Raw genomic sequence first — 20,308 nt, forward strand, 5'->3', positions numbered from 1 at the left:
TGAACTTTGTCGAGTTTGGTTGTGTTATATGCGTATTTCACTATTTTATAACTATTTGTAATCAATTCGATTAGATTCAGTGTCTTCAAGTTGTTTTAATATGGACTGAGGAATTTCATCACTGTCAACAGGAAAGCTTATGGAGTCTGAAATGAACGTTTTCCGGTCTGCTTTCTGAAAGATTTCAAACAATGCAATCGGCTCCTGATTGAAACTGATGCAGGTGCTGATGAAATGAAGCTCAAGGATTTTATAATCCGGATTTTTAAGCTTTTCCTTAATGTCTTTTATTCTCGAAATAAAATGTCTCTGCCGGATAAAAGTATTGCTGTTCATGATGATAAATACATAATCTGAATAGGCGGTTACCTTCCCAAAATACTTGTGATGATCGCCGCCGCTTCTTTCAATAAAATATTCACCCGTGGTTTCAGACTTATAAATTTCCATCGCAGAGCGCCATATACGGTCTTCTTTTGCCTGCAAAGGATTATCGGGTAGATTTCTGTTATAAGAATACCAACAGCCCACTAAACGGTCTAAAAGAGTGGTGTTCATGGTAACATTATCCATTTCAATTTTCAAATCATTAAAATTGAAAGATTCCGTATTCGAATTAATAAAATCAATGTAGCTGGAATATCCCAATACTCTGACGATCAGACTTAATTTTGCCAGATTAGGCCTGCTGAGAATAGCATTTTCATTCTGATTAAATTTCTTTAATTTATTGATAATCAAATGCTCATACAAATAATTGGTTCCCAGAAGATCGGGCTCTTTTTTGATCTCCTTCTCTGCATGGTCGTTAGAAATCAGATCATTAAGTTCTGCACAGATGTATGACCATTCGGTTTTCGTAACATCTTCCCAATGGTTTTTCTTTAAAAACTGCCTGCTTAGGAAATTCATTAGCTTTTCAAGGTGAAGGATATCTTCTTTTTTCATTGTATTATTTTATAAGACTAATTTAAGATTTTTATCCATCCAAAAAAGATGAATGAAAGACTTTTATATTGTATAATGAAGAGATATTTGAGTAGAAAAATAAAATAACAAACTAATGAAAACAAAGCTGATATTACAAGATGAATCTCTTTGGAAAAGAATCCAGGGATTTTCCCTAGACGCTTCTGATGCTGATTTTCCTTTCTCGAAAAAGCTGGCAAAGGAAGAGAAATGGAGCCTTGATTTCGCTCAAAAAGCAATAGAGGAGTATAAAAAATTTGTGTACCTCTGCTGTATTCTTCCTTACGGGGCGTCTCCCAGTGAAACTGTAGATAAAGTCTGGCATATGCACCTGATCTATACTCAGAATTATTGGGAAGAATTCTGCCCGAAGATTTTAAAGCGGAATCTTCATCACCATCCTTCAAAAGGAGGAAATACTGAAAATATCAAACATAAGGTTTGGTTTTCAGAAACGTTGAAACACTATCATGAAATTTTTAAGAAAGAAGCTCCTCAGGAGATTTGGTCAACTTACGAAAAGCCAAAGAGTAGTAAGAACCTGTGGAAGAGACTCCGATTGGTTTCTCTGTTTGCAGCACTTCTAATGCTGTCATCATGTCTTGGAGAGATAATAAGCTCTTTTACTGCGATATTCTTATCCATTGTGGGAATCTTAGGTTTTGGGCTGTTAGTATCTGTTTTACAAGGTAATGAGGGACCGAATAAAAAAGACGATGGATCGAGTTGTGGAGGAAGCAGCTGCAGCGGAGGAAGCAGTTGTGGTAGCGGATGTGGCGGTGGATGTGGCGGATGCGGAGGCTGTGGTGGTTAAAAAAATAGAAACTATGAAAAAGATAATCATTCACTCAGTTCCGGTTGTAATAAGCTTTATATTACTTGTGGAAGTATTTCAGACCTTTAATCCGGTTATTCTTAAAGGTTCAGACTTTCTCAAGTTTTATCTTATCCTGATTCTCGGATTTTATACCTCAGTTTTTGTTTTAAATTCTTTGAAAAAAAGCGTTTCGGGAATCACTCATTATTTCACAGGTCTTATTTTCTTATTGGGAATAGTCAAGCTCGTCAGAGGGGTTATGTTAGGAAAACCTATAGGATTTTTAGCTATAGTTTTAATAATAGAAATTATTGTCATAGTGTTTTTTATGTTGAGTCATGTCAATAAAGAGATGAAGAAATAAATAGCAGTAAAAAAACAAACCCGAAACAAAATGTTCCGGGCTTTATTATGAGTAATTGACATTAGATGTCTTTCTTTTTTTCTTTTACAGGTTGATAACCGTATTTGCGAACCATAACGGAAGTAAGAACTACCAAAATAAGGCTGATCGCAATGTTTGATTTTTCAGGATGTACAATTGCCTGATAAAAATTATAGCCGAAAATTGCGGATACAAATGCAATCAGAATATTGTTTGCGTAAGCATATTGGTTTTTTGTAGATGTTTTCATAGTAGTATTTTTTATTGTTATTTACTCAGTAAGTATGATAACATCAAAAACGTTACAGAAAAATTTTAAAAAACTTATTCTTCCTTAAAAAACGAGCTTAATATCTTTACAATATCCTTTTCAGAAACTTACAACGCGTCATCTTACGAGATTACCCCGCTTCCGATAAGTTCTTCATCCAGATACCATGATGCAAACTGACCTTCTGCAATAGCAGACTGTGGTTCTTCAAATTCAATGTAAAAAGCATCTTCAAACTGATAAAGAGTGGCTTTCTGCAATGGCTGTCTGTATCTGAATCGTGCCATTACTTCCATAGATTCTCCATTCTGAAGTCTGAGATCTTCACGCACCCAGTGCAATTCCGAATTGTCAATTTTTAAAGCCTTTTTGAAGAGTCCCGGGAAATGATTTCCTTCTCCTACGAAAAGGATATTGTTTTCCATATCTCTGGATACGATAAAACAGCTTTCTTTATGTCCACCTATTCCAAGTCCTTTACTTTGTCCGATTGTGAAAAACTGAGCTCCCTGGTGTTTTCCGATTACTTTTCCGTCAGCTTTTTTATAATTGATTTTTCTTGATAAAAACTCAAGTTCTTCTTGTTTTGATGAAAATTCAGATTTTTCTACGGAAAATAAAGGAGAATCTTTGAAAATTTCTACGATTTCACCTTCATTTGGTTTAAGTTGCTGCTGTAAAAACTGAGGGAGGCTTACTTTTCCAATAAAGCATAATCCCTGAGAGTCTTTTTTATCAGCCGTTACCAGGCCGATTTCCTTTGCAATTTCTCTCACCTGAGGCTTTGTAAGTTCTCCAATAGGAAATAACGCTTTTGATAACTGATCCTGGCTCAACTGGCACAGAAAATAAGACTGATCTTTATTGTTGTCTTTTCCTGCTAAAAGATGGAAAATTTCTTTTCCATTCTCATCAAAAGTAGAATCTACTCTTGCATAATGCCCTGTTGCCACTTTATCAGCGCCCAAAGACATAGCTGTTTTCATAAAAACGTCAAATTTTACTTCTCTGTTGCAAAGAACATCAGGATTTGGCGTTCTTCCTTTTTGGTATTCGTCGAACATATAATCAACGATTCTTTCTTTGTAAAGCTCGCTCATGTCGATCACCTGAAAAGGAATTCCCAGCTTTTGGGCTACCATTAATGCGTCATTACTGTCTTCGATCCATGGACATTCGTCTTCCAACGTTACCGAAGCATCATTCCAGTTTCTCATAAACAAAGCCACTACTTCATGACCTTGCTGTTGTAGCAAATATGCTGTAACACTGGAGTCTACACCTCCGGAGAGGCCTACTACTATTTTCATTGTATTTCAATTTTACGAAACTCTTAACGGGAGTTCTTAGTTTGATGCGGCAAAAATACAATTAATAAAGTCGTAAAAAAACCATAATTTTAAACATTGATAAAAACGATAGCCGTCATATTCACCATCAGCAGTGTTTGGTGAACATCTACAATATCATCACAATAAAATATATATCTATGAAAAAAATTATTATTTCTTTAATGCTTATTTCTTCAGGATCCGTGTTTTCCCAGGTTTCGGTAGGAACTTCGGCTGCTGCACCAGCTATGAACAGATGGACCTTCGGAGGAGGAATTGGTTTGGGGTTTGGGAGTAACAGTTCATTTAATCTTCAGGCTTCACCAAGGGTAGGTTACAGACTTACGGATGATCTTGAAGCAGGAGTTATAGGAAGTGTATCATGGCAGACGTCCAACTATTATAAATCTACTATGTTTGGAGTAGGACCCTTTGTGAATTACTATATTGCCCGATCATTTTATGTGGGAGCCAATTATCAGCATTTTTTTATCAATTATACAGATAAATATTACGACTATAAATACAATACGGAAGAAAACGCCTTGTATCTTGGTGGAGGATATATGCAGAGAATCGGAAATAACTCTTTCATGCAGCTGGGCTTGATGTACAATGTACTTTGGAAGCAGAATTCAAGTGTATTTACCAGTGGTTTAATCCCGAATATTGGTTTCGTGGTTGGACTTTAATTTATGATTTTATCAATAGGAACGGGCTTTAGCCCGTTTGCTAGAATATTAAAATTCCATTGGCTTTAGCCTAAACCTATAAAAACAAAAATCCCCGGAAAACTTTCCGGGGATTTTCTATAGTGTTAAATTATTTATTTAAGATTGAGACGATTTCTCAGCCGCTGATTTTTTAGCTTTCTGCGTTTTTCCGATTAATCCGTCTTTGGCATCATTAAGGTCAAGAACAACGGTTTCTCCTTCTGATAATTGTTTATTCACAAGCATTTCTGCCAGTAAGTCTTCAATATATTTCTGGATTGCTCGTTTCAATGGTCTTGCTCCGAAATCTTTATCCCATCCTTTTTCAGAAATAAAGTCTTTTGCTTCTTCAGTCAATTCAACTTTATATCCTAATTTTTCAAGTCTGCCATAAAGCTTATTCAGTTCAATATCAATGATTTTCTTGATGTCATCCTGTACAAGAGAGTTGAAGATCACAATATCATCAATTCTGTTTAAGAATTCTGGAGCAAATGCTTTTTTAAGGGCATTTTCAATAGTGCTTCTCGCTCTTGAGTCTGAAGTGGTTTTCTTAGCAGAAGTTCCAAATCCTACACCATCTCCGAAATCTTTAAGATCTCTGGTTCCGATGTTGGAAGTAAGAATGATGATGGTATTTCTAAAATCGATCTTTCTTCCTAAACTGTCTGTAACATGTCCTTCGTCCAAAATCTGTAGTAGAATATTAAATACATCAGGGTGAGCTTTTTCAATCTCATCCAAAAGAACTACCGCGTAAGGTTTTCTTCTTACTGCTTCAGTCAGCTGACCACCTTCTTCATATCCTACATATCCCGGAGGCGCACCTACTAATCTTGAAACAGCGAATTTCTCCATGTATTCACTCATATCAATTCTGATCAGAGATTCATCGGATTCGAATAATTCTCTTGCCATTACTTTTGCCAACTCAGTCTTACCAACCCCGGTCGTTCCAAGGAAGATAAATGTACCGATCGGTCGGTTAGGGTCTTTAAGACCTGCTCTGTTTCTTTGAATCGCTTTCACGACTTTTTTCACAGCATCTTCCTGACCGATTACTTTTCCGTTCAGTTTTTCATCCATCTGGGCAAGTTTATCAAGCTCGTTCTTGCCAACTTTCGTTACCGGAACACCGCTCATCATAGAAACTACTTCCGCAACATTTTCTTCCGTTACGGTTTCTTTTTTCTCTTTTACATCTTTATCCCATTTGTCCTGAGCAGAGTTCAGTTCCATCTGAAGACGTTCTTCTTCATCTTTAAGCTTTCTTGCTTCAAGGTAATCCTGAGCTTTAACTGCTTTTTGTTTCAGTTCTTTGATATCTTCGATTTTCTTTTCAAAATCAATGATCTCTGTTGGAACTTTCATGTTTTTAATATACACTCTAGAACCGGCTTCATCCATCGCATCAATTGCTTTGTCTGGTAAGAAACGGTCCGTAATATATCTCGATGTCAAATTGACACACGCTGCAATGGCTTCAGGAGTATAAACTACATTGTGGTGTTCTTCATACTTATCTTTGATCTGGTTAAGAATCTGAATGGTTTCATCTATAGAAGTAGGTTCTACCATTACCTTCTGGAATCTTCTTTCTAAAGCTCCGTCCTTTTCTATATACTGACGGTACTCATCCAGAGTAGTAGCCCCTATGCATTGGATTTCTCCTCTTGCCAAAGCCGGTTTGAACATATTGGAAGCATCTAAACTTCCTGTAGAACTTCCCGCTCCAACAATGGTATGCAACTCATCTATGAATAGGATGACATCTCTGTTTTTTTCCAGTTCAGTCATGATGGCCTTCATTCTTTCTTCGAACTGACCACGGTATTTTGTTCCGGCAACTAAACTTGCCAGATCCAACGTGATCACTCTTTTTCCGTAAAGAACTCTTGACACTTTTTTCTGTTGAATTCTTAATGCAAGTCCTTCGGCAATCGCAGATTTACCAACTCCAGGCTCCCCGATAAGAAGCGGGTTGTTTTTCTTTCTACGTGATAAGATCTGAGAAACTCTCTCAATTTCTTTTTCACGCCCGATCACTGGGTCCAATTTTCCATCTCTAGCCAAAGAAGTAAGGTCTCTACCAAAGTTATCCAATGTTGGCGTTTTACTTTTTGCAGAACCTAGATTTCCTGTAGGCTTTCTCATTTGCTCAAATTCTTCTCTTTCATCATCATCATCATAAGCACTCATTTGTGGTGACTGCCCGGAATTTTTAAGCATAGTCTGGTATTCTCTTGAAACTCCTTCATAGTCGATGTCGTAAGCTCCCAGAATATTTGAAGTAGGGTCCTCATATTTATAAAGAATGCCTAAAAGCAGGTGAACGGTATTAATCTCATTGCTTTTATATTGACGACATTCTAACTCTGCACGTTTAATGGCATGATCTGCCATCTTAGTGAAAGAAATATTGGTAACCTCCTCAGAAATTGGATTTAGACTTGATGTATTTAAAGTTTCAATTTTTCTTCTGATTTGTGTTAAATCCGCATTAAGGTTCTGAAGGATTTCTTTAGCAGAGTTTTCCGTTTTTATAATACCTAAAAGTAGATGTTCTGTATTAAGAAATTCACTTTTCAGCCTCTTAGCTTCGCTTTTGCTTTGTTTGAACACCTGGCTCAAACCTTGTGAAAACTTATAATCCATAATATATCTCATTAGAACAAAGGCAACATTACCTTTTATTCATTATCTAAATTACAAATATTTTACCAAAAATCAATTAATGACTTTATGGCAGAAAAAATTTTATTATCTTATTGAAAATGACTAAGTTTGTTATTCTTAAAATTTTCTCATGAATTCTGCACTTACCACTTATATCGGTTACTCAGCTTCCGTTTTTATCGTATTGAGTTTCATACTGAAAGATGTAAGAAAAATCAGAGTTGTCAATATGATTGGCTGTATTTGTTTTGTCATTTATGGTATCTTCAATGGATGGCTTTGGCCTGTTATCATCCCAAACGGGCTTATTTGTTTCATCCAGATCTACTATTTAATAACAGACAAGAAAGATTCATGAAGAAAAAAATACTAGTTTCTGCTTTTAGTAATCTGTATACCGACCAAAGAATAGAAAAAGTATGCAAAACCCTTTTTGATAACGGTTATCCTATTAATTTAATAGGAAATGACTGGGGTGGAAGTGAAAAAATGGAACGTCCATATCCCTTTTCAAGAATTCGTTTACGCTCTAAAAGTTTAAAAACTGCTTATTTTGAATTCAACTGGAAACTTTACCATGAGCTGAAGAAAAAGGCTGACAAAGAGACCATTCTTTTGGCCAACGACATTGACGCGCTTCTGCCAAATTATCTCATTTCCAAAAAATTGAACATTCCGCTGGTCTTCGACAGTCATGAAATTTTTACTGAAATGCCCGCCATCCAAAACCGACTTTCACAAAAATTCTGGAGATGGATAGAAGGAAGTCTGGTTCCTAAAGTAGAGTTGATGATGACGGAAAGCGAAAGTTATGCAGAATGGTTCTATGAAAAATACAAGGTAAAAGCTGTTGTGGTAAGAAATATTCCAAGGAAGATTCTTTCTGTGCCGGAAATGCCGGAGAACAATCCTAAAATAATTCTCTATCAGGGTGCGATCAACCAGTCCAGAGGAATTGAAAAGATGATCATAGCAATGCATCATATAAAGAATGCTGTTCTAAAAATTGCAGGTGATGGTCCAAAGAAAAAAGAATATGAAGAACTGGTAGCCCGTGAAAAGCTTCAGGACAAAGTATTTTTCCTGGGGAAGCTTAAGCCTGAGAATCTTCGGGAAGTTACCAGAACTGCGGATGTAGGATTCAGTCTTGAAGAAAATAACGGGGTAAGCTATTACTATTCCTTACCTAATAAAGTTTGTGATTATATTCAATCCAGAGTGCCACTTATCATGATCAATTTTCCTGAAATGAAAAGGATAAAAAATCAGTTTAATGTGGGAGAGATGGTTACTGATCACCAGCCGGAAACCATTGAAAAAGCAATCGAGAGCATTCTCGAAAGAGGGAGACAGTATTACCGCTCCGAACTGGATAAAGCTGCAGAGGTTTTCTGTTGGGAGAATGAAGAGGCAAACATCCTGAAACTTTTTGAAAAAGCATCTTGCAAATAATTTTTACAAAATTGGTTATCTTTGCATAAAGAAATTTGATTAAAAATGACCATTAAAGAAAAACAGCATGAAATAATCGACGAATTTGCATTTCTTGAAGACTGGGAGCAAAAGTATGAGTACATCATTGATCTTGGAAAAGAACTGAAAGGCTTACCGGATGACAGAAAAACAGAGGATAACCTTATTAAAGGCTGCCAGAGTAAAGTTTGGATTGATGCCGAATTCAAAGATGGAAAACTTTTCTTCAATGCAGATTCTGACGGAATTTTACCAAAGGGTATCGTATCTCTTTTAGTAAGTATTTATAGTGGACATTCCACTCAGGAGATTCTGGATTCTGATTTTGACTTTATTGCAGAGATCGGATTACAGGAGTTTCTTTCGCCATCCCGAGCCAATGGGTTGATGGCAATGACCAAGCAGATCAAATTTTACGCAGTTGCTTATCAACTGAAATCATAATCGTGACCAGAATTTTAGCATATCGTTTTTCCGCATTTGGAGATGTTGCCATGACGGTACCTGTTTTCAGAGAATTTCTGGAACAGAATCCTGATGTGGAAATTGTTATGGTTTCCAGAAAAAATTTCGAAGCTCTTTTTGCAGGAGTACCTAATGTTATCTTTAAAGGAATAGATCTGGATGATTATAAAGGTTTTTTTGGACTGAGAAGACTGAGCAATGAATTGATCCGCGAATTTAATCCGGACTGTATTGCCAACCTTCACGATGTGATCCGTACGAAGATTCTGGACAAAATATATAGAAGAAAAGGCCTTAAAGTTTTTAAAATAGACAAAGGAAAAGAGGAAAAGGAGCACCTTACCGATGTATGGAACCTTGATAAATTTCAGTTAAAGAAGACCGTAGAGCGCTATGCCGACGTTTTCAGAAAAATGGGATTTACCATAGAACTTTCCCAAAAGCTGAGACCTATTTCAGATCATAAGTCAGGAATTGGCTTTGCCCCTTTTGCCCAACATACAGGAAAGATGCTTCCTTTGGAGAAATCCTTTGAACTGGCTAAAATTCTTGCTCAAAAACATACTGTATACTTCTTTGGAGGAGGTAAAAAAGAAACCGAAACCCTTGAAAAATGGGAGCAGCAGATTCCCAATACCAAAAGCCTTTCCGGAAAATTAAGTCTTTCTGAAGAACTCAGTAAAATTGCAGAACTGGAAGTAATGGTCTCTATGGATTCTGCCAACATGCATTTAGCAAGCCTTATGGGAACAAGGTGTGTTTCTATTTGGGGAGCAACCCATCCTTATGCCGGATTTTTAGGATTTGGGCAAAGCGAGGAGGATGTAGTTCAGGTAAAAGATCTTACGTGTAGACCTTGTTCCGTATTTGGAGATAAAGAATGTTATAGAGGAGATTGGGCGTGTCTGGAGGAATTCAATATCCAAGATGTAGTATCCAGAATTTAACCGCATGAAAATCTCAATCTGTATTCCTGTTTATAATTTTGATGTTAGAGAATTGGTTTTTACTTTACAAAAAGAAGTCGAAACCAGTAGAGTAGAGGCTGAAATTATTTTGATTGATGATGCTTCAAATAGCACTTTCAAAAAGATTAATAAAGAACTTGAAGATACGGTAAAGAAATTTGTGTTTCTTGAAAAAAATATTGGAAGGTCTCAGATCCGTAATCTTTTTCTACAGTATTCTACAGGAGAATATCTCTTATTCCTGGATTGTGACGGAAAAATCGTAAATCAGGATTTCTTACAGAAGTATCTCAGCTTCATACAGGAAAATCCGGAGACTCAAATTATATATGGTGGTAGAAAAGTTCTAGCATCTGCCCCGGATGAAAATCATCTATTAAGATGGAAATTTGCGGTTGAAAGAGAAAATCTTTCTACATCATTGAGGCGGGAAAAACCTTACTTGAGCTTTCAGACCAACAATTTTATTATAAAAAGAGAAATACTAGAAAAGATTATTTTTAATCCTCAGTTTCAAAAGTATGGTTATGAAGACCTTCTTTTCGCTATGGATTTAAAGTCTGCAGGAGTGAAAATTCATCATATTGATGACCCAATCCTTAATAATGATCTTGAAGCAAACAGTGTTTATCTTGAAAAAGTAGAAGAGTCGGTAGAAAGTCTGGCAGAAATGCTGAAGGATAAAACCTTGTATTCAAAACTCTCGGAGGTAAAGCTTGTGAGAGTTTATCACAAAGTGAGTGTAGCTCCTTTTAATCTGTTTTTAGGACTTCTTTTTATGATAGTAGAACATTCTATCAGAAAAAAACTTTTAAAAGGAAATTGCAGCCTTCGCTATCTTGATCTTTATAAGCTTGGGCTTCTCATTAGGAAGATGAAATGATGAAATAGATTTATAAGTTGTAGTCATAAAAATCTTAAATTTTAAGAAGTAAAGAAGTGCGGCTTTTTCGCTGAAGGAGCTTAGTGGATGTTTATTTGCTTGGAAAAAATCAAATTCAATGATTCAATCCTTTGCTCCTTTGAAAATATGAGATAAGAGGCTAAAAACTTTGCGTTAAATCAAATTCCGTAAATACAATATTTTTCCCCCAATTTTTGAACCTGATCCGATTAATTTATAGTAGTTTTAATACATAAAAAAAATCTCCCTTAAAAAAGAGAGATTTTGTGGGCCCTGAGGGATTCGAACCCCCGACCCTCTGGGTGTAAACCAGATGCTCTGAACCAACTGAGCTAAGAGCCCTGAAATTTTTTTAAAGGCTTCAGTATCCTTTTTAGTGGGTCCTGAGGGATTCGAACCCCCGACCCTCTGGGTGTAAACCAGATGCTCTGAACCAACTGAGCTAAGAACCCTCTAGACTTTGTTATTGTTTCCTCGTTTAGAGTGGTGCAAATATACAACTTATTCTTTACACTCCAAATTTTTTTCTAAAAAATCTCCCACTACAAAGTTGCTTCCGCCAATAAAAATCATTTCTTTGTTTGTACATCGTTCTTTTGCAGCCAGATACGCTTCCTGTACAGAATTAAAAATTTTATAAAAAATTTTCGCCTCCTGAAGTAGATTTTCATAATCTTCCGGGTGTCTTCCCCTGTTGATGGATGGTTTTGCAAAATAGAACTCAGAATTATCAGGAAGTAAACTCATCACTTCATCTATTTTTTTGTCATTAACAAATCCCAAAATGATGTGCTTGTGACGATCAATAGAATTTAATTGTGAAAAAACATACTCCAAACCTGCTTGGTTATGTCCCGTATCACAAATGGTAAGGGGCTCTTTTGAAAATTCAAACCAACGGCCAATGAATCCTGTATTCTGATGAACATTCAATAACCCTTTTTCCAGACTTTGGTTGGAAACGGATATCTGTAATTTTTTCATCTCTTCAATGATAGCCAATACAACACGGATGTTTTTCTTCTGATAATTCCCTTTAAGATCAGACTCAAGATCACTTTGGAGTAGAGTAGCGTCTATAAAAGGCGCATTTTCTTTAGCTGCTTTTGCTCGGATAATATTTTTTACAGCCTCATTATCGTCTCCGGAAATAATAGGAATATTATTTTTTATGATCCCTGCTTTTTCTGTTGCAATCTCTTCAATCGTGTCTCCTAATATATTCTGATGATCCAGCTGAACATTGGTAATTGCAGAAATTAACGGGTTGATAATATTGGTGGAATCCAATCTTCCGCCCAATCCGACTTCAATAATGGCAAAATCTACCTGCTGCTGATAAAAGTATTCAAAAGCCATAATGGTCGTAAATTCAAAAAACGAAGGATGGATCTCTTCCGGAATACTTTTCAGCTTTTGAATAAAGTCATATACAAACTCCTTATTGCAGTTTTTGCCGTTTACTTTAATACGTTCTGTAAAATCAATAAGATGTGGGGAATTGTATAATCCTACTTTATAGCCCTCTTCCTGAAGAACTGAGGCCAGCATATTGCTTGAAGAACCTTTTCCGTTGGTACCGCCAATATGAATACATTTGATCTTATCCTGTGGATTTCCAAAGAAAGCACATAGCTTGGTTATATTATCTAATCCAGGTTTATAAGCCTTTTGCCCATCAATCTGATAGTTGGGCATCTGCACGAAAAGCCAGTCGATAGCTTCCTGATATTGTTCGTTTGTCATAGTACAAAATTCACAAAAGTTTTTTTAAAATAAAATATAATTTTTCAATCTGTAACTTTTTTATATTTAATTCGTCTAATATGGAAAAATCTTAATATGAAATCGCTCTGATTTGTAAGGACAAATATAGACGAAGATGAAGTGATTCCATATGACCATTAAAAATCAAATAAACATATACATATGAAAAAAGTTTGGATTATCGTTTTTGGATTGGGATATCTGGGTGTAAGTGCTCAGAAGAAGTGGTCCTTAAGAGAATGTGTAAGCTATGCAGTGGAGCATAATCTTCAGGTTATCCAAAATCAATATAACAAACAATCACAGGATGCCAGCCTTAAAGTTGCCAAAAAAGGGTATTTACCTACCGTTTCAGGAAGCCTGGGAAATACGGTCAGCTTTGGACAGACGTCTTTCGGTACGGGAAGTTTAAGAAATGACCGATTCAGTAATAATGCAAGCCTTGGGGCAGATATCTTGGTGTATAATAATGGCAGACTGGAAAAAACAGTGAGAAAAAGCCAGTATGATCTGGAAGCAAGCCTTTATGATGTGGAAACCATCAAAAATGATATCTCTTTACAGATTGCACAGCAATATCTCACGACTTTGCTGAATAAAGAAATTGTAAAAATCTCTGAAAGTGCGGTAAGCAATGCTCAAAAGCAGTTTGACAGAGCTAAAATAACTACAAATGTGGGAACAACAGCTCAAACTGTTTTGGCAGAAGCAGAAGCAGCTTTGGCTAGAGAAAAGCAGAATCTGAAAACAGCTGAGGTAAATGTAGGACGTAGCTTATTCGCTTTGGTTCAGCTTTTACAACTATCGGAGTATAAAGATTTTGATGTGGAAGATGTGTATGTTTCCGATCAGTTGTCTCCAGAACTTAAATCTGTAGATGAGGTTTTAACAATCGCGTATCAGTCTCAACCACAGATAAAAGCCGCACAAAGTAGAATCAATTCCGCAGAAGCTCAAACAGAGGTTTCCAAAACGGCTTTTTGGCCTACTGTTACGGCAAGTGCTGGTGTTGGGACATTCTATAACAACCTTTTAAATACGGATAATATTGGAAATGAACTTATTTATATTAAAGAAAAAGGTTTTTTCCAACAGTATAAAGATAACTTCGGACAGCAGGCGAGTCTTTCTGTAAATATTCCTATTTTTAATAAAGGAATCACTAAATTGCAGGTAGAACAGTCCAGAATAAACGAAAGTCTTGCTAAAAACACCTTGGAACAGCAAAAGCAGACGGTAAGACAGAATGTACAGAAAGCTCAGTTTGATGCTGATGCTAATTATGAAAATTATCTGGCAGCCGTAGAAGCTGAAAAAAGCTCAAAGCTGGCTCTTGATTTTGCAGACAAAAGTTATGCAGCAGGGAGAACTACAATTTATGATGTGAATGTAGCAAGAAATAATTATGCAAATGCACAGGGATCAGTAGCGCAGGCGAAATATAATTATCTATTCAGTCTTAAACTATTGAATTTCTATGCAGGAATTCCATTAAGTTTATAAAATGTCTATTCAATCTTTAGAAAAATATTTACCTCAAAATACACTTAAATACTTAAGGATATGGTTTTCAGATTACTATATCCATATAAAAGTTACACGAAACAGAAATTCCAAACTGGGAGATTACAGAAAACTTCCGGATAATTCTCACGAAATTACCGTTAATTCTACACTCACTCCTCAGCTCTTTTTCTTTGTTCTTACCCACGAACTGGCTCATCTGATTGCCTTTGAAAAATATGGACGCAGAATTTCCCCCCATGGTAATGAGTGGAAAGAAACCTTTAGAAATATGCTTCTTGAAAGCCTTGAAGTGTATGACGAAGATCTGAAACCTATTATCATCAGATTTTCAAAATCACCAAAGGCCAATTTTATGGCGAGCCCCGATCTGGTAAGATATTTTCATACTGAGAAACAAGACGATAGACTGCAGTTTATAGAAGAACTTCAAAAGGGTGAATTTTTTATATATCGCAACGAAAAGTATTTATTCGAAGGTCTGGTTAAAAAAAACTATCTTTGTCAGAACCTGGCTACTGGAAGGAAGTATTCTTTCAAACCATTGGCTAGGGTAGAAAAATGCAGCTAAGAATGTCAAAATCAGATAGATACTGTGTAATAATGGCAGGAGGAATCGGGAGCCGATTCTGGCCAATGAGTACGCAGAAATTTCCAAAACAGTTTCAGGATATTTTAGGAACCGGGCGCACCATGATTCAGCAAACTTATGACAGAATCAGCAAGGTAATTCCTAAAGAGCATATATTCGTCATTACGAATAAGGAATATGTTACTCTTTCCCATCAGCAGCTTCCGGAAATTCCTGAAGAAAATATTGTGGGAGAGCCTCTTATGAAAAATACGGCAGCTTGTAACCTTTACATGGCTAACAAAATTGCTGAAATAAATCCGGATGCTACGATGATCGTGCTGCCGGCCGACCATCTTATTCTTAAAGAAGACGTGTTTTTGGAGAAAGTAGAACTGGCCTTTGATGTCGCTTCTAAGCATGACTATCTGGTAACCCTTGGGATTACTCCTACAAGACCTGATACGGGCTATGGCTATATTCAGTTTGTAGAAAAAAAGGGATCAGAATATTTTAAAGTAAAAACATTTACCGAAAAACCTATTCTTGAAATTGCACAAAGCTTTTTAGAAAGTGGAGATTTCCTTTGGAATGCCGGTATATTTGTATGGAATGTGAAAAGCATTCACCATGCTTTTGATATGTATCTTCCTGAAATGATGCAACACTTTATGGCTTGCGAATACAATTCAGAGAAAGAAAACAGCTGTATTGAAACCATTTATCCTAAAGTTCAGAAAATTTCTATCGATAACGGAATTTTAGAAAAAGCCAAAAATGTATATGTAATTCCTTCCGATCTTGGATGGAGCGATCTTGGAACATGGACTTCCGTCTATGAAAACACCGAAAAAGATGAAGATGGCAATGCCGTAAAATTGAAACATCTGTTGGCATACAACTCAAAAGGCAATATTATCCGCCTGAAAAACAGTAATAAAGCAGTTATCATCGACGGGCTTGAAAATTATATTGTTGTAGATACGGATAAAGCACTTCTTATTTGCCCCCGCGACAATGATCAACTGATCAAAGATTATGTTCTTGATCTGAAAAGTTTCAAGAAAGGAGAGAAGTTTATGTAAAAATTTTGGTATATTTTCTGCTGATTTTTAAAATTATGATTAAAACGGCCACCCGACTTACCCTGCTTACCGCTTTATTTTTTGCAACCCTTGGATATGCTCAGGAGAAAAAGAAATTCACCAGTATTTCAGGTATTTTGCAGCAGATTGATCCTGACAGTAAGGTTGATTCGTGGGTATTGGTCTATAATAACTACGGAAAAGGACAGGAAATAAAGACTTCGGGAAAAGTAAATTATATCCCTCAGTTTTCAGGTTTCAACTTATTTCCCAGTGAAGACAGTTTTTACTATATCGCTTATTCAGAAGGAGGAAAGATAAACTATGTGCTTGATGTAGAAGGTCTGAAGAAATTTGTCGGAAAGATTAATAATGCGCAGGAAGTCGCTGTAGTACTCTCTGCAGATGGTTATATGGTGGATGAGGAATTCAAAGATCTTGCAGGAAATTATCATGAAGATAAATCAAATTATTACCTTGATCTTGGTAAAGTAACATCAAGGGAATGTCCTTATCAGAAAACACATTATACTGTGACTGTAAATAAAGCTACCGGCGCTGTAAGTCATGTAAAAGACAATGGTACCTATATTGAGCTTTATAATAAGAAATGTGCTAATAATCCGAGACTTTTAAAAATCGAAAAAAAGGAAGAACCGAAAAAAGATGAGCTCAAAAAAACACCCAAGCGCAGATAATACCTATGAGACAGAACGATTGATACTTCGTCCCATGTCTCGCGAAGACAGAGATTTTGTTTTCGAACTGTATAACAGACCCAAATTTATTCAACATATCGGTAACCGTAATGTAAATACCCCTGAAGATGCGGAAAACTATATCCTCAACAGATTTGCCCCCCAAATTGAAAGGCTGGGATTTGGTAACTATCTTTTAATTACAAAAGAGGGAAACGAAAAAATAGGAGCTGTTGGAATCTTCCAAAGGGAAGGACTTGATGTTGTAGATATCGGATATTCTTTATTGGAAGAGTTTGAAGGCAAAGGATATGCTTTTGAAGCGGCTCAGAAGGTAAAATCTATAGGGATGGATGATTTTGGCTTATCAAAAATTTCTGCTATTATTTCAAAAGATAATTGGTCTTCCCAAAAACTGATTGAAAAATTGGGACTGAAATTCAAAAATTATGTGACTCTTCCCGGTGAAACCGAGGAGTTGAATTATTACGAAACCGAGTAAAATAGATAAAAATGCTTTCACAAATACCCTTTTGATTTTAAATCATGTTATTTGTGGAAGCATTTGTGATTTTTGTGTTCTAAAAAAATTATCCTTCCAGAATCTGTTCTGCGGCTGTTTTTGAAGTTACTTTTTCAATAACTCTCGTGCAAATTCCATTTTCATCAAAAATAAAGGTTGTTCTTACAATTCCCATATACGTTTTGCCAAACGTTTTTTTCTCCTGCCAAACTCCAAATTTTTCTATGATATCGCGGCTCTCGTCAGCAATAAGATCATAAGGAAAAGCAAACTTGCTGTGAAAATTCTTTTGCTTTTTTATAGAATCCCCGCTTATTCCCAATAACTGAAATCCGGCTTCTTCTAACTTAGAATAATTATCGCTTAGGTTGCAGGCTTCTACGGTACATGTTGGTGTACTGGCTTGCGGGTAGAAGAAAACAACAAGCTTTTTTCCGATCAACTGCGATGAGGTTATAGTTCCTCCATCTTGATTTATACCTTCAAATTCAGGTAATTTGTCTCCAACTTTCAGCATAATGATTTAATTTTGTTCAAATTTAAGGGTTACATGACAAAAAAGCAAAGAGCTGAGCTCGTTCAGATAGAATTGGATAAATTATATCCTACAACACCTATTCCGCTGGATCATACCGATCCGTATACATTGATGGTTGCCGTGGCACTTTCTGCACAAACCACAGATAAAAAAGTAAACCAGGTTACGCCCGAGCTTTTCGCGGTAGCTGGAACTCCTCAAAGAATGGCCAGGTTGGAAGAATATCAAATCAAAGAACTGATTAAAGAAATAGGACTTTCCAATACAAAAGCTAAGAATTTGAAGAGAATGGCAGAATTGCTGTTGGAAAGACACGATGGTATTGTCCCTCAAACTTACGAAGAACTGGAAGCTTTGCCCGGAGTAGGGCATAAAACGGCTTCTGTAGTAATGAGCCAGGGATTTGGATTTCCTGCATTTCCTGTAGATACCCATATTCACCGCCTAATGACACTGTGGAAGCTTACTTCAGGAAAAAATGTAGTGGAAACCGAGCGCGATGCAAAGAAACTATTCCCTGAAGAAGTTTGGAATAAGCTGCACCTTCAGATTATTTTCTATGGAAGAGAATATTCTCCGGCAAGAGGAAAAGGAGAGAAAGATTTTATTACGAAAATGATGTTTGAGAAGTAAATTATTCGCTGAGAATAAGAGAAAATTTACCATGTCAAAGTTTTAAACCTTGACATGGTATTATTAGAAATTATTTTTTCCATTCAAGCTTGCCTCTTAAGTTGAAAAGAATATTGTAAAGCTTTCGAAGACCTCTGCTTCCCATCATTCCATAATCACTAATGGTTTTTACTTTCAGATTGTCATAAACTATTTTTAATGTTCCTGTCGCAGAATCGGTATAACTTACTTCATAGTCGTCATCTAGGTTTTCGAAATCAATATAATTGATCAGGTTTATGAGCTCTTTATATTGTTCCGGGGGGACTTTAGATTCGTATGCTCCCGTATATTCCTGAAAGTTGACCCTATTGTCATTTTTGGCAATCCATTCCACATCACGGTTGGATACGATTTTCAATGAAAATGAGGGGCAGCGTCCATAGCATGGAGAGGCATTAAATTCAAGTTCTAAAATATGATGTCTTTTAGGAAGTACATTTTCTTCTATAAAACTATCAAACTTATAAATCAAATTTTCGGTTAATAAGTTGCTTAGCTGACCGGATCTGTCTAGAATTTAATCTTGTGATACACGACTTTATTATCTCGGGCAGTGGCAAAAGCACACGCTTCATAGAGGTTTCCCAGACTTATATTCACTTTTTCAAAATGATCTCCCTGATCCAAAATACAAATCGTTTTTACTCCTTCTTTACTATTTCCGGTAATCAGGAGATCAGTTAATCCATTGTTGTCAAAATCACCTTTTCCCCAAGGTTTTATATTCAAACTGTCGGCAATGGCACTGCAATACGAATCATATTGGATTTTTTCATTGATTGTGATGGTATAATCCAATTCTTTTTCATCAATAAACTTTTGGATTTCTTCCGTAGTCTGCAGAGAATCAATCCTATTATTTTTTTTCTGGTTTTGTGAATAAAGAGTGGTTGCCCACATCAATAATAAAATGAGAGGTATTTTTGAGAACATTATTTTAATTTAAATATCAAGTAACCTTCTATGATAATTAATCTGCCCTAAATGATAATCCAGATGGGCTATAAGGTGGATCAGGAAGTAATCTGTAGTCATTGTACTTTCAAAAACAACCAATGGATATTCTTTTTTAAGATCTTCCTCGGACAATTGAGGAAGTACTTCATCTATCATGGCAGCAGTGGCTTCAACTTTTTCAATAAGTTCTGCTTTCGGAATGTTTTTGAGTGAAAATTCCAGGTCACGGTGTCTTTCATATCCCGTATTTCCCAGTTGTGCTCCTATAAAATGATTGATATTTCCAACTAAATGAAGGCAAAGATTACCCGCAGAATTGGCAATGTTTTGATCTATTATCCAAAGGTTTTTTTCATTTTGATAAGCTTCTATCTCTTTTTTTAATTGGTTTAAATCTCTGTTGAAAAGAGATCTAAGGCTTTCTGTGATCATATCAATTTTTTTGTATCGTTGTTTTAAAATATCCTCTAAAGTGTTTATAAACTAAACTGTCAATCTTGCATTTATAATCTATGAAGCCATAAATACTATCATTTTTATTGAATTTATTAGTGTTTAAAACCAGTTTCTGTTCCAAAACTTTTGATTTTATGAATTTTTTTTCTCTTTTTAAGGTACTAGGATCAATATCCTTTATATAAAATTGGCTGTTGAATACCTTTACCAGAACTCCATTTCCAAAATATCCGTTATCATTGTTCAGTAGGATATTTAAAGTGTCATTCTGAGATTGAGCCTTGCACTTATAATCATTAAACAGAAACGAACCTTTACGAGGACCGTCATAATAAAATGCGTGTTGGACGATATAAGCTGTTCTTGTACTACTTTCCATCACTTCGCTGTTAAATAACTTTAGTTCAGGAAGTTTTGAAAGAAGCTGTATGGTGTCGTTCGTGGGTAAGCTCTGGTCTATGATAAACTTTTCATACTTCTGTTGTTTTTGGCAGCTTGTGGAGGCCAGTATAATAGTCATGAAAAGCAAAAATAGTCTCATA

24 protein-coding genes and 2 tRNA genes are annotated in these 20,308 nt (G+C 36.0%); 14 read left to right on the forward strand and 12 right to left on the reverse strand.

The genetic code is table 11. The annotated features are described in order from the left end of the window. Positions 1 to 51: 51 nt before the first annotated feature. Positions 52 to 948, reverse strand: a complete 897-nt coding sequence (locus ACQ76T_RS13900) for a hypothetical protein (RefSeq protein WP_431343901.1) — start codon at positions 946 to 948, stop codon at positions 52 to 54. Between the two features lie 115 nt (positions 949 to 1,063). Between ACQ76T_RS13900 and ACQ76T_RS13905 the strand changes: the two genes are divergently transcribed. After that, positions 1,064 to 1,783: a glycine-rich domain-containing protein gene (locus ACQ76T_RS13905; RefSeq protein WP_431343902.1), complete on the forward strand. Its 720-nt coding sequence runs from the start codon at positions 1,064 to 1,066 to the stop codon at positions 1,781 to 1,783. A gap of 13 nt (positions 1,784 to 1,796) precedes the next feature. Further along, positions 1,797 to 2,150 (forward strand): hypothetical protein, encoded by a 354-nt coding sequence (locus tag ACQ76T_RS13910; RefSeq protein WP_431343903.1) that lies wholly within the window; start codon positions 1,797 to 1,799, stop codon positions 2,148 to 2,150. Between the two features lie 61 nt (positions 2,151 to 2,211). Here ACQ76T_RS13910 and ACQ76T_RS13915 read toward each other — a convergent pair whose 3' ends face one another. Beyond that, on the reverse strand, positions 2,212 to 2,421 hold the full coding sequence (locus tag ACQ76T_RS13915) for a hypothetical protein (protein WP_431343904.1): 210 nt from the start codon (positions 2,419 to 2,421) through the stop codon (positions 2,212 to 2,214). Between the two features lie 143 nt (positions 2,422 to 2,564). Then, complete coding sequence (mnmA, locus tag ACQ76T_RS13920; RefSeq protein WP_431343905.1) at positions 2,565 to 3,752, reverse strand: tRNA 2-thiouridine(34) synthase MnmA; 1,188 nt, start codon at positions 3,750 to 3,752, stop codon at positions 2,565 to 2,567. Positions 3,753 to 3,931: 179 nt separating this feature from the next. On the opposite strand from mnmA, the gene ACQ76T_RS13925 reads away from it, so the two are divergent. Then, complete coding sequence (locus ACQ76T_RS13925; RefSeq protein ID WP_431343906.1) at positions 3,932 to 4,465, forward strand: hypothetical protein; 534 nt, start codon at positions 3,932 to 3,934, stop codon at positions 4,463 to 4,465. A gap of 138 nt (positions 4,466 to 4,603) precedes the next feature. Here the strand turns inward: ACQ76T_RS13925 and ACQ76T_RS13930 are convergent, their stop codons facing one another. Next, positions 4,604 to 7,141, reverse strand: a complete 2,538-nt coding sequence (locus tag ACQ76T_RS13930; protein WP_431343907.1) for an ATP-dependent Clp protease ATP-binding subunit — start codon at positions 7,139 to 7,141, stop codon at positions 4,604 to 4,606. A gap of 151 nt (positions 7,142 to 7,292) precedes the next feature. Here ACQ76T_RS13930 and ACQ76T_RS13935 point away from each other — a divergent pair, with 151 nt between their 5' ends. Genes ACQ76T_RS13935 through ACQ76T_RS13955 form a run of 5 tightly spaced genes read left to right on the forward strand, consistent with a single transcriptional unit; the run spans position 7,293 to position 10,951 of the window. Continuing rightward, positions 7,293 to 7,520 carry a uroporphyrinogen decarboxylase gene (locus ACQ76T_RS13935; RefSeq protein WP_431343908.1) on the forward strand — a complete coding sequence of 76 codons (228 nt, stop codon included), beginning with the start codon at positions 7,293 to 7,295 and terminating at the stop codon, positions 7,518 to 7,520. After that, the gene (locus tag ACQ76T_RS13940) at positions 7,517 to 8,614 is read left to right on the forward strand and encodes a glycosyltransferase (RefSeq protein ID WP_431343909.1); all 1,098 of its coding nucleotides are present in this window, start codon (positions 7,517 to 7,519) and stop codon (positions 8,612 to 8,614) included. Before ACQ76T_RS13935 ends, ACQ76T_RS13940 begins: the two co-directional genes overlap by 4 nt. Positions 8,615 to 8,659: 45 nt before the next feature. Further along, positions 8,660 to 9,079 carry a SufE family protein gene (locus ACQ76T_RS13945; RefSeq protein ID WP_431343910.1) on the forward strand — a complete coding sequence of 140 codons (420 nt, stop codon included), beginning with the start codon at positions 8,660 to 8,662 and terminating at the stop codon, positions 9,077 to 9,079. Between the two features lie 2 nt (positions 9,080 to 9,081). After that, the gene (locus ACQ76T_RS13950) at positions 9,082 to 10,047 is read left to right on the forward strand and encodes a glycosyltransferase family 9 protein (protein ID WP_431343911.1); all 966 of its coding nucleotides are present in this window, start codon (positions 9,082 to 9,084) and stop codon (positions 10,045 to 10,047) included. A gap of 4 nt (positions 10,048 to 10,051) precedes the next feature. After that, positions 10,052 to 10,951 carry a glycosyltransferase family 2 protein gene (locus ACQ76T_RS13955; RefSeq protein ID WP_431343912.1) on the forward strand — a complete coding sequence of 300 codons (900 nt, stop codon included), beginning with the start codon at positions 10,052 to 10,054 and terminating at the stop codon, positions 10,949 to 10,951. Between the two features lie 288 nt (positions 10,952 to 11,239). Here ACQ76T_RS13955 and ACQ76T_RS13960 read toward each other — a convergent pair. The 3 genes from ACQ76T_RS13960 to ACQ76T_RS13970 all read right to left on the reverse strand — a co-directional run bounded on the left by ACQ76T_RS13960 (position 11,240) and on the right by ACQ76T_RS13970 (position 12,718). Further along, positions 11,240 to 11,314: transfer RNA gene (locus tag ACQ76T_RS13960), tRNA-Val, on the reverse strand. Between the two features lie 35 nt (positions 11,315 to 11,349). Then, positions 11,350 to 11,424, reverse strand: a tRNA-Val gene (locus ACQ76T_RS13965). Positions 11,425 to 11,473: 49 nt separating this feature from the next. Next, the gene (locus ACQ76T_RS13970; protein ID WP_431343913.1) at positions 11,474 to 12,718 is read right to left on the reverse strand and encodes a bifunctional folylpolyglutamate synthase/dihydrofolate synthase; all 1,245 of its coding nucleotides are present in this window, start codon (positions 12,716 to 12,718) and stop codon (positions 11,474 to 11,476) included. Positions 12,719 to 12,901: 183 nt separating this feature from the next. Here ACQ76T_RS13970 and ACQ76T_RS13975 point away from each other — a divergent pair, with 183 nt between their 5' ends. Genes ACQ76T_RS13975 through ACQ76T_RS13995 form a run of 5 tightly spaced genes read left to right on the forward strand, consistent with a single transcriptional unit; the run spans position 12,902 to position 17,119 of the window. Further along, positions 12,902 to 14,242 carry a TolC family protein gene (locus ACQ76T_RS13975; protein ID WP_431343914.1) on the forward strand — a complete coding sequence of 447 codons (1,341 nt, stop codon included), beginning with the start codon at positions 12,902 to 12,904 and terminating at the stop codon, positions 14,240 to 14,242. A gap of 1 nt (position 14,243) precedes the next feature. Next, positions 14,244 to 14,834 (forward strand): SprT-like domain-containing protein, encoded by a 591-nt coding sequence (locus ACQ76T_RS13980; protein ID WP_431343915.1) that lies wholly within the window; start codon positions 14,244 to 14,246, stop codon positions 14,832 to 14,834. Positions 14,835 to 14,836: 2 nt separating this feature from the next. Further along, positions 14,837 to 15,919, forward strand: coding sequence for a mannose-1-phosphate guanylyltransferase (locus ACQ76T_RS13985; protein WP_431343916.1), 1,083 nt, complete (start codon positions 14,837 to 14,839; stop codon positions 15,917 to 15,919). Positions 15,920 to 15,954: 35 nt separating this feature from the next. Then, the gene (locus ACQ76T_RS13990; protein WP_431343917.1) at positions 15,955 to 16,617 is read left to right on the forward strand and encodes a hypothetical protein; all 663 of its coding nucleotides are present in this window, start codon (positions 15,955 to 15,957) and stop codon (positions 16,615 to 16,617) included. Continuing rightward, on the forward strand, positions 16,586 to 17,119 hold the full coding sequence (locus tag ACQ76T_RS13995) for a GNAT family N-acetyltransferase (RefSeq protein ID WP_431343918.1): 534 nt from the start codon (positions 16,586 to 16,588) through the stop codon (positions 17,117 to 17,119). Before ACQ76T_RS13990 ends, ACQ76T_RS13995 begins: the two co-directional genes overlap by 32 nt. Before the next feature lie 88 nt (positions 17,120 to 17,207). Here the strand turns inward: ACQ76T_RS13995 and bcp are convergent, their stop codons facing one another. After that, on the reverse strand, positions 17,208 to 17,657 hold the full coding sequence (gene bcp / locus ACQ76T_RS14000) for a thioredoxin-dependent thiol peroxidase (protein WP_431343919.1): 450 nt from the start codon (positions 17,655 to 17,657) through the stop codon (positions 17,208 to 17,210). 33 nt (positions 17,658 to 17,690) lie between these two features. Here bcp and ACQ76T_RS14005 point away from each other — a divergent pair, with 33 nt between their 5' ends. Further along, positions 17,691 to 18,311, forward strand: a complete 621-nt coding sequence (locus ACQ76T_RS14005) for an endonuclease III domain-containing protein (RefSeq protein WP_431343920.1) — start codon at positions 17,691 to 17,693, stop codon at positions 18,309 to 18,311. Positions 18,312 to 18,381: 70 nt separating this feature from the next. Here ACQ76T_RS14005 and ACQ76T_RS14010 read toward each other — a convergent pair whose 3' ends face one another. From ACQ76T_RS14010 to ACQ76T_RS14025, 4 genes are read right to left on the reverse strand one after another with little or no spacing between them, the layout of a single operon-like run. Then, a complete protein-coding gene (locus ACQ76T_RS14010; protein WP_431343921.1) occupies positions 18,382 to 18,825 on the reverse strand; it encodes a DUF6438 domain-containing protein in 444 nt (147 codons plus the stop codon). 38 nt (positions 18,826 to 18,863) lie between these two features. Next, positions 18,864 to 19,286 carry a hypothetical protein gene (locus ACQ76T_RS14015; RefSeq protein WP_431343922.1) on the reverse strand — a complete coding sequence of 141 codons (423 nt, stop codon included), beginning with the start codon at positions 19,284 to 19,286 and terminating at the stop codon, positions 18,864 to 18,866. A gap of 9 nt (positions 19,287 to 19,295) precedes the next feature. Then, positions 19,296 to 19,742: a DinB family protein gene (locus ACQ76T_RS14020; protein ID WP_431343923.1), complete on the reverse strand. Its 447-nt coding sequence runs from the start codon at positions 19,740 to 19,742 to the stop codon at positions 19,296 to 19,298. A gap of 1 nt (position 19,743) precedes the next feature. Continuing rightward, positions 19,744 to 20,307, reverse strand: coding sequence for a hypothetical protein (locus ACQ76T_RS14025; protein ID WP_431343924.1), 564 nt, complete (start codon positions 20,305 to 20,307; stop codon positions 19,744 to 19,746). Position 20,308 lies beyond the last annotated feature (1 nt).

Origin of the sequence: Chryseobacterium sp. JK1, from assembly GCF_050632815.1 — a bacterium.
Taxonomy (GTDB): domain Bacteria; phylum Bacteroidota; class Bacteroidia; order Flavobacteriales; family Weeksellaceae; genus Chryseobacterium.

Excerpts from the sequence above, each read along its gene's own strand:
- ACQ76T_RS13900 (WP_431343901.1), bottom strand. The coding sequence starts at position 948 with ATGAAAAAAGAAGATATCCTTCACCTTGAAAAGCTAATGAATTTCCTA.
- ACQ76T_RS13905 (WP_431343902.1), top strand. The coding sequence starts at position 1,064 with ATGAAAACAAAGCTGATATTACAAGATGAATCTCTTTGGAAAAGAATC.
- ACQ76T_RS13910 (WP_431343903.1), top strand. The coding sequence starts at position 1,797 with ATGAAAAAGATAATCATTCACTCAGTTCCGGTTGTAATAAGCTTTATA.
- ACQ76T_RS13915 (WP_431343904.1), bottom strand. The coding sequence starts at position 2,421 with ATGAAAACATCTACAAAAAACCAATATGCTTACGCAAACAATATTCTG.
- mnmA (WP_431343905.1), bottom strand. The coding sequence starts at position 3,752 with ATGAAAATAGTAGTAGGCCTCTCCGGAGGTGTAGACTCCAGTGTTACA.
- ACQ76T_RS13925 (WP_431343906.1), top strand. The coding sequence starts at position 3,932 with ATGAAAAAAATTATTATTTCTTTAATGCTTATTTCTTCAGGATCCGTG.
- ACQ76T_RS13930 (WP_431343907.1), bottom strand. The coding sequence starts at position 7,141 with ATGGATTATAAGTTTTCACAAGGTTTGAGCCAGGTGTTCAAACAAAGC.
- ACQ76T_RS13935 (WP_431343908.1), top strand. The coding sequence starts at position 7,293 with ATGAATTCTGCACTTACCACTTATATCGGTTACTCAGCTTCCGTTTTT.
- ACQ76T_RS13940 (WP_431343909.1), top strand. The coding sequence starts at position 7,517 with ATGAAGAAAAAAATACTAGTTTCTGCTTTTAGTAATCTGTATACCGAC.
- ACQ76T_RS13945 (WP_431343910.1), top strand. The coding sequence starts at position 8,660 with ATGACCATTAAAGAAAAACAGCATGAAATAATCGACGAATTTGCATTT.
- ACQ76T_RS13955 (WP_431343912.1), top strand. The coding sequence starts at position 10,052 with ATGAAAATCTCAATCTGTATTCCTGTTTATAATTTTGATGTTAGAGAA.
- ACQ76T_RS13970 (WP_431343913.1), bottom strand. The coding sequence starts at position 12,718 with ATGACAAACGAACAATATCAGGAAGCTATCGACTGGCTTTTCGTGCAG.
- ACQ76T_RS13975 (WP_431343914.1), top strand. The coding sequence starts at position 12,902 with ATGAAAAAAGTTTGGATTATCGTTTTTGGATTGGGATATCTGGGTGTA.
- ACQ76T_RS13980 (WP_431343915.1), top strand. The coding sequence starts at position 14,244 with ATGTCTATTCAATCTTTAGAAAAATATTTACCTCAAAATACACTTAAA.
- ACQ76T_RS13985 (WP_431343916.1), top strand. The coding sequence starts at position 14,837 with ATGTCAAAATCAGATAGATACTGTGTAATAATGGCAGGAGGAATCGGG.
- ACQ76T_RS13990 (WP_431343917.1), top strand. The coding sequence starts at position 15,955 with ATGATTAAAACGGCCACCCGACTTACCCTGCTTACCGCTTTATTTTTT.
- ACQ76T_RS13995 (WP_431343918.1), top strand. The coding sequence starts at position 16,586 with ATGAGCTCAAAAAAACACCCAAGCGCAGATAATACCTATGAGACAGAA.
- bcp (WP_431343919.1), bottom strand. The coding sequence starts at position 17,657 with ATGCTGAAAGTTGGAGACAAATTACCTGAATTTGAAGGTATAAATCAA.
- ACQ76T_RS14005 (WP_431343920.1), top strand. The coding sequence starts at position 17,691 with ATGACAAAAAAGCAAAGAGCTGAGCTCGTTCAGATAGAATTGGATAAA.
- ACQ76T_RS14015 (WP_431343922.1), bottom strand. The coding sequence starts at position 19,286 with ATGTTCTCAAAAATACCTCTCATTTTATTATTGATGTGGGCAACCACT.
- ACQ76T_RS14020 (WP_431343923.1), bottom strand. The coding sequence starts at position 19,742 with ATGATCACAGAAAGCCTTAGATCTCTTTTCAACAGAGATTTAAACCAA.
- ACQ76T_RS14025 (WP_431343924.1), bottom strand. The coding sequence starts at position 20,307 with ATGAGACTATTTTTGCTTTTCATGACTATTATACTGGCCTCCACAAGC.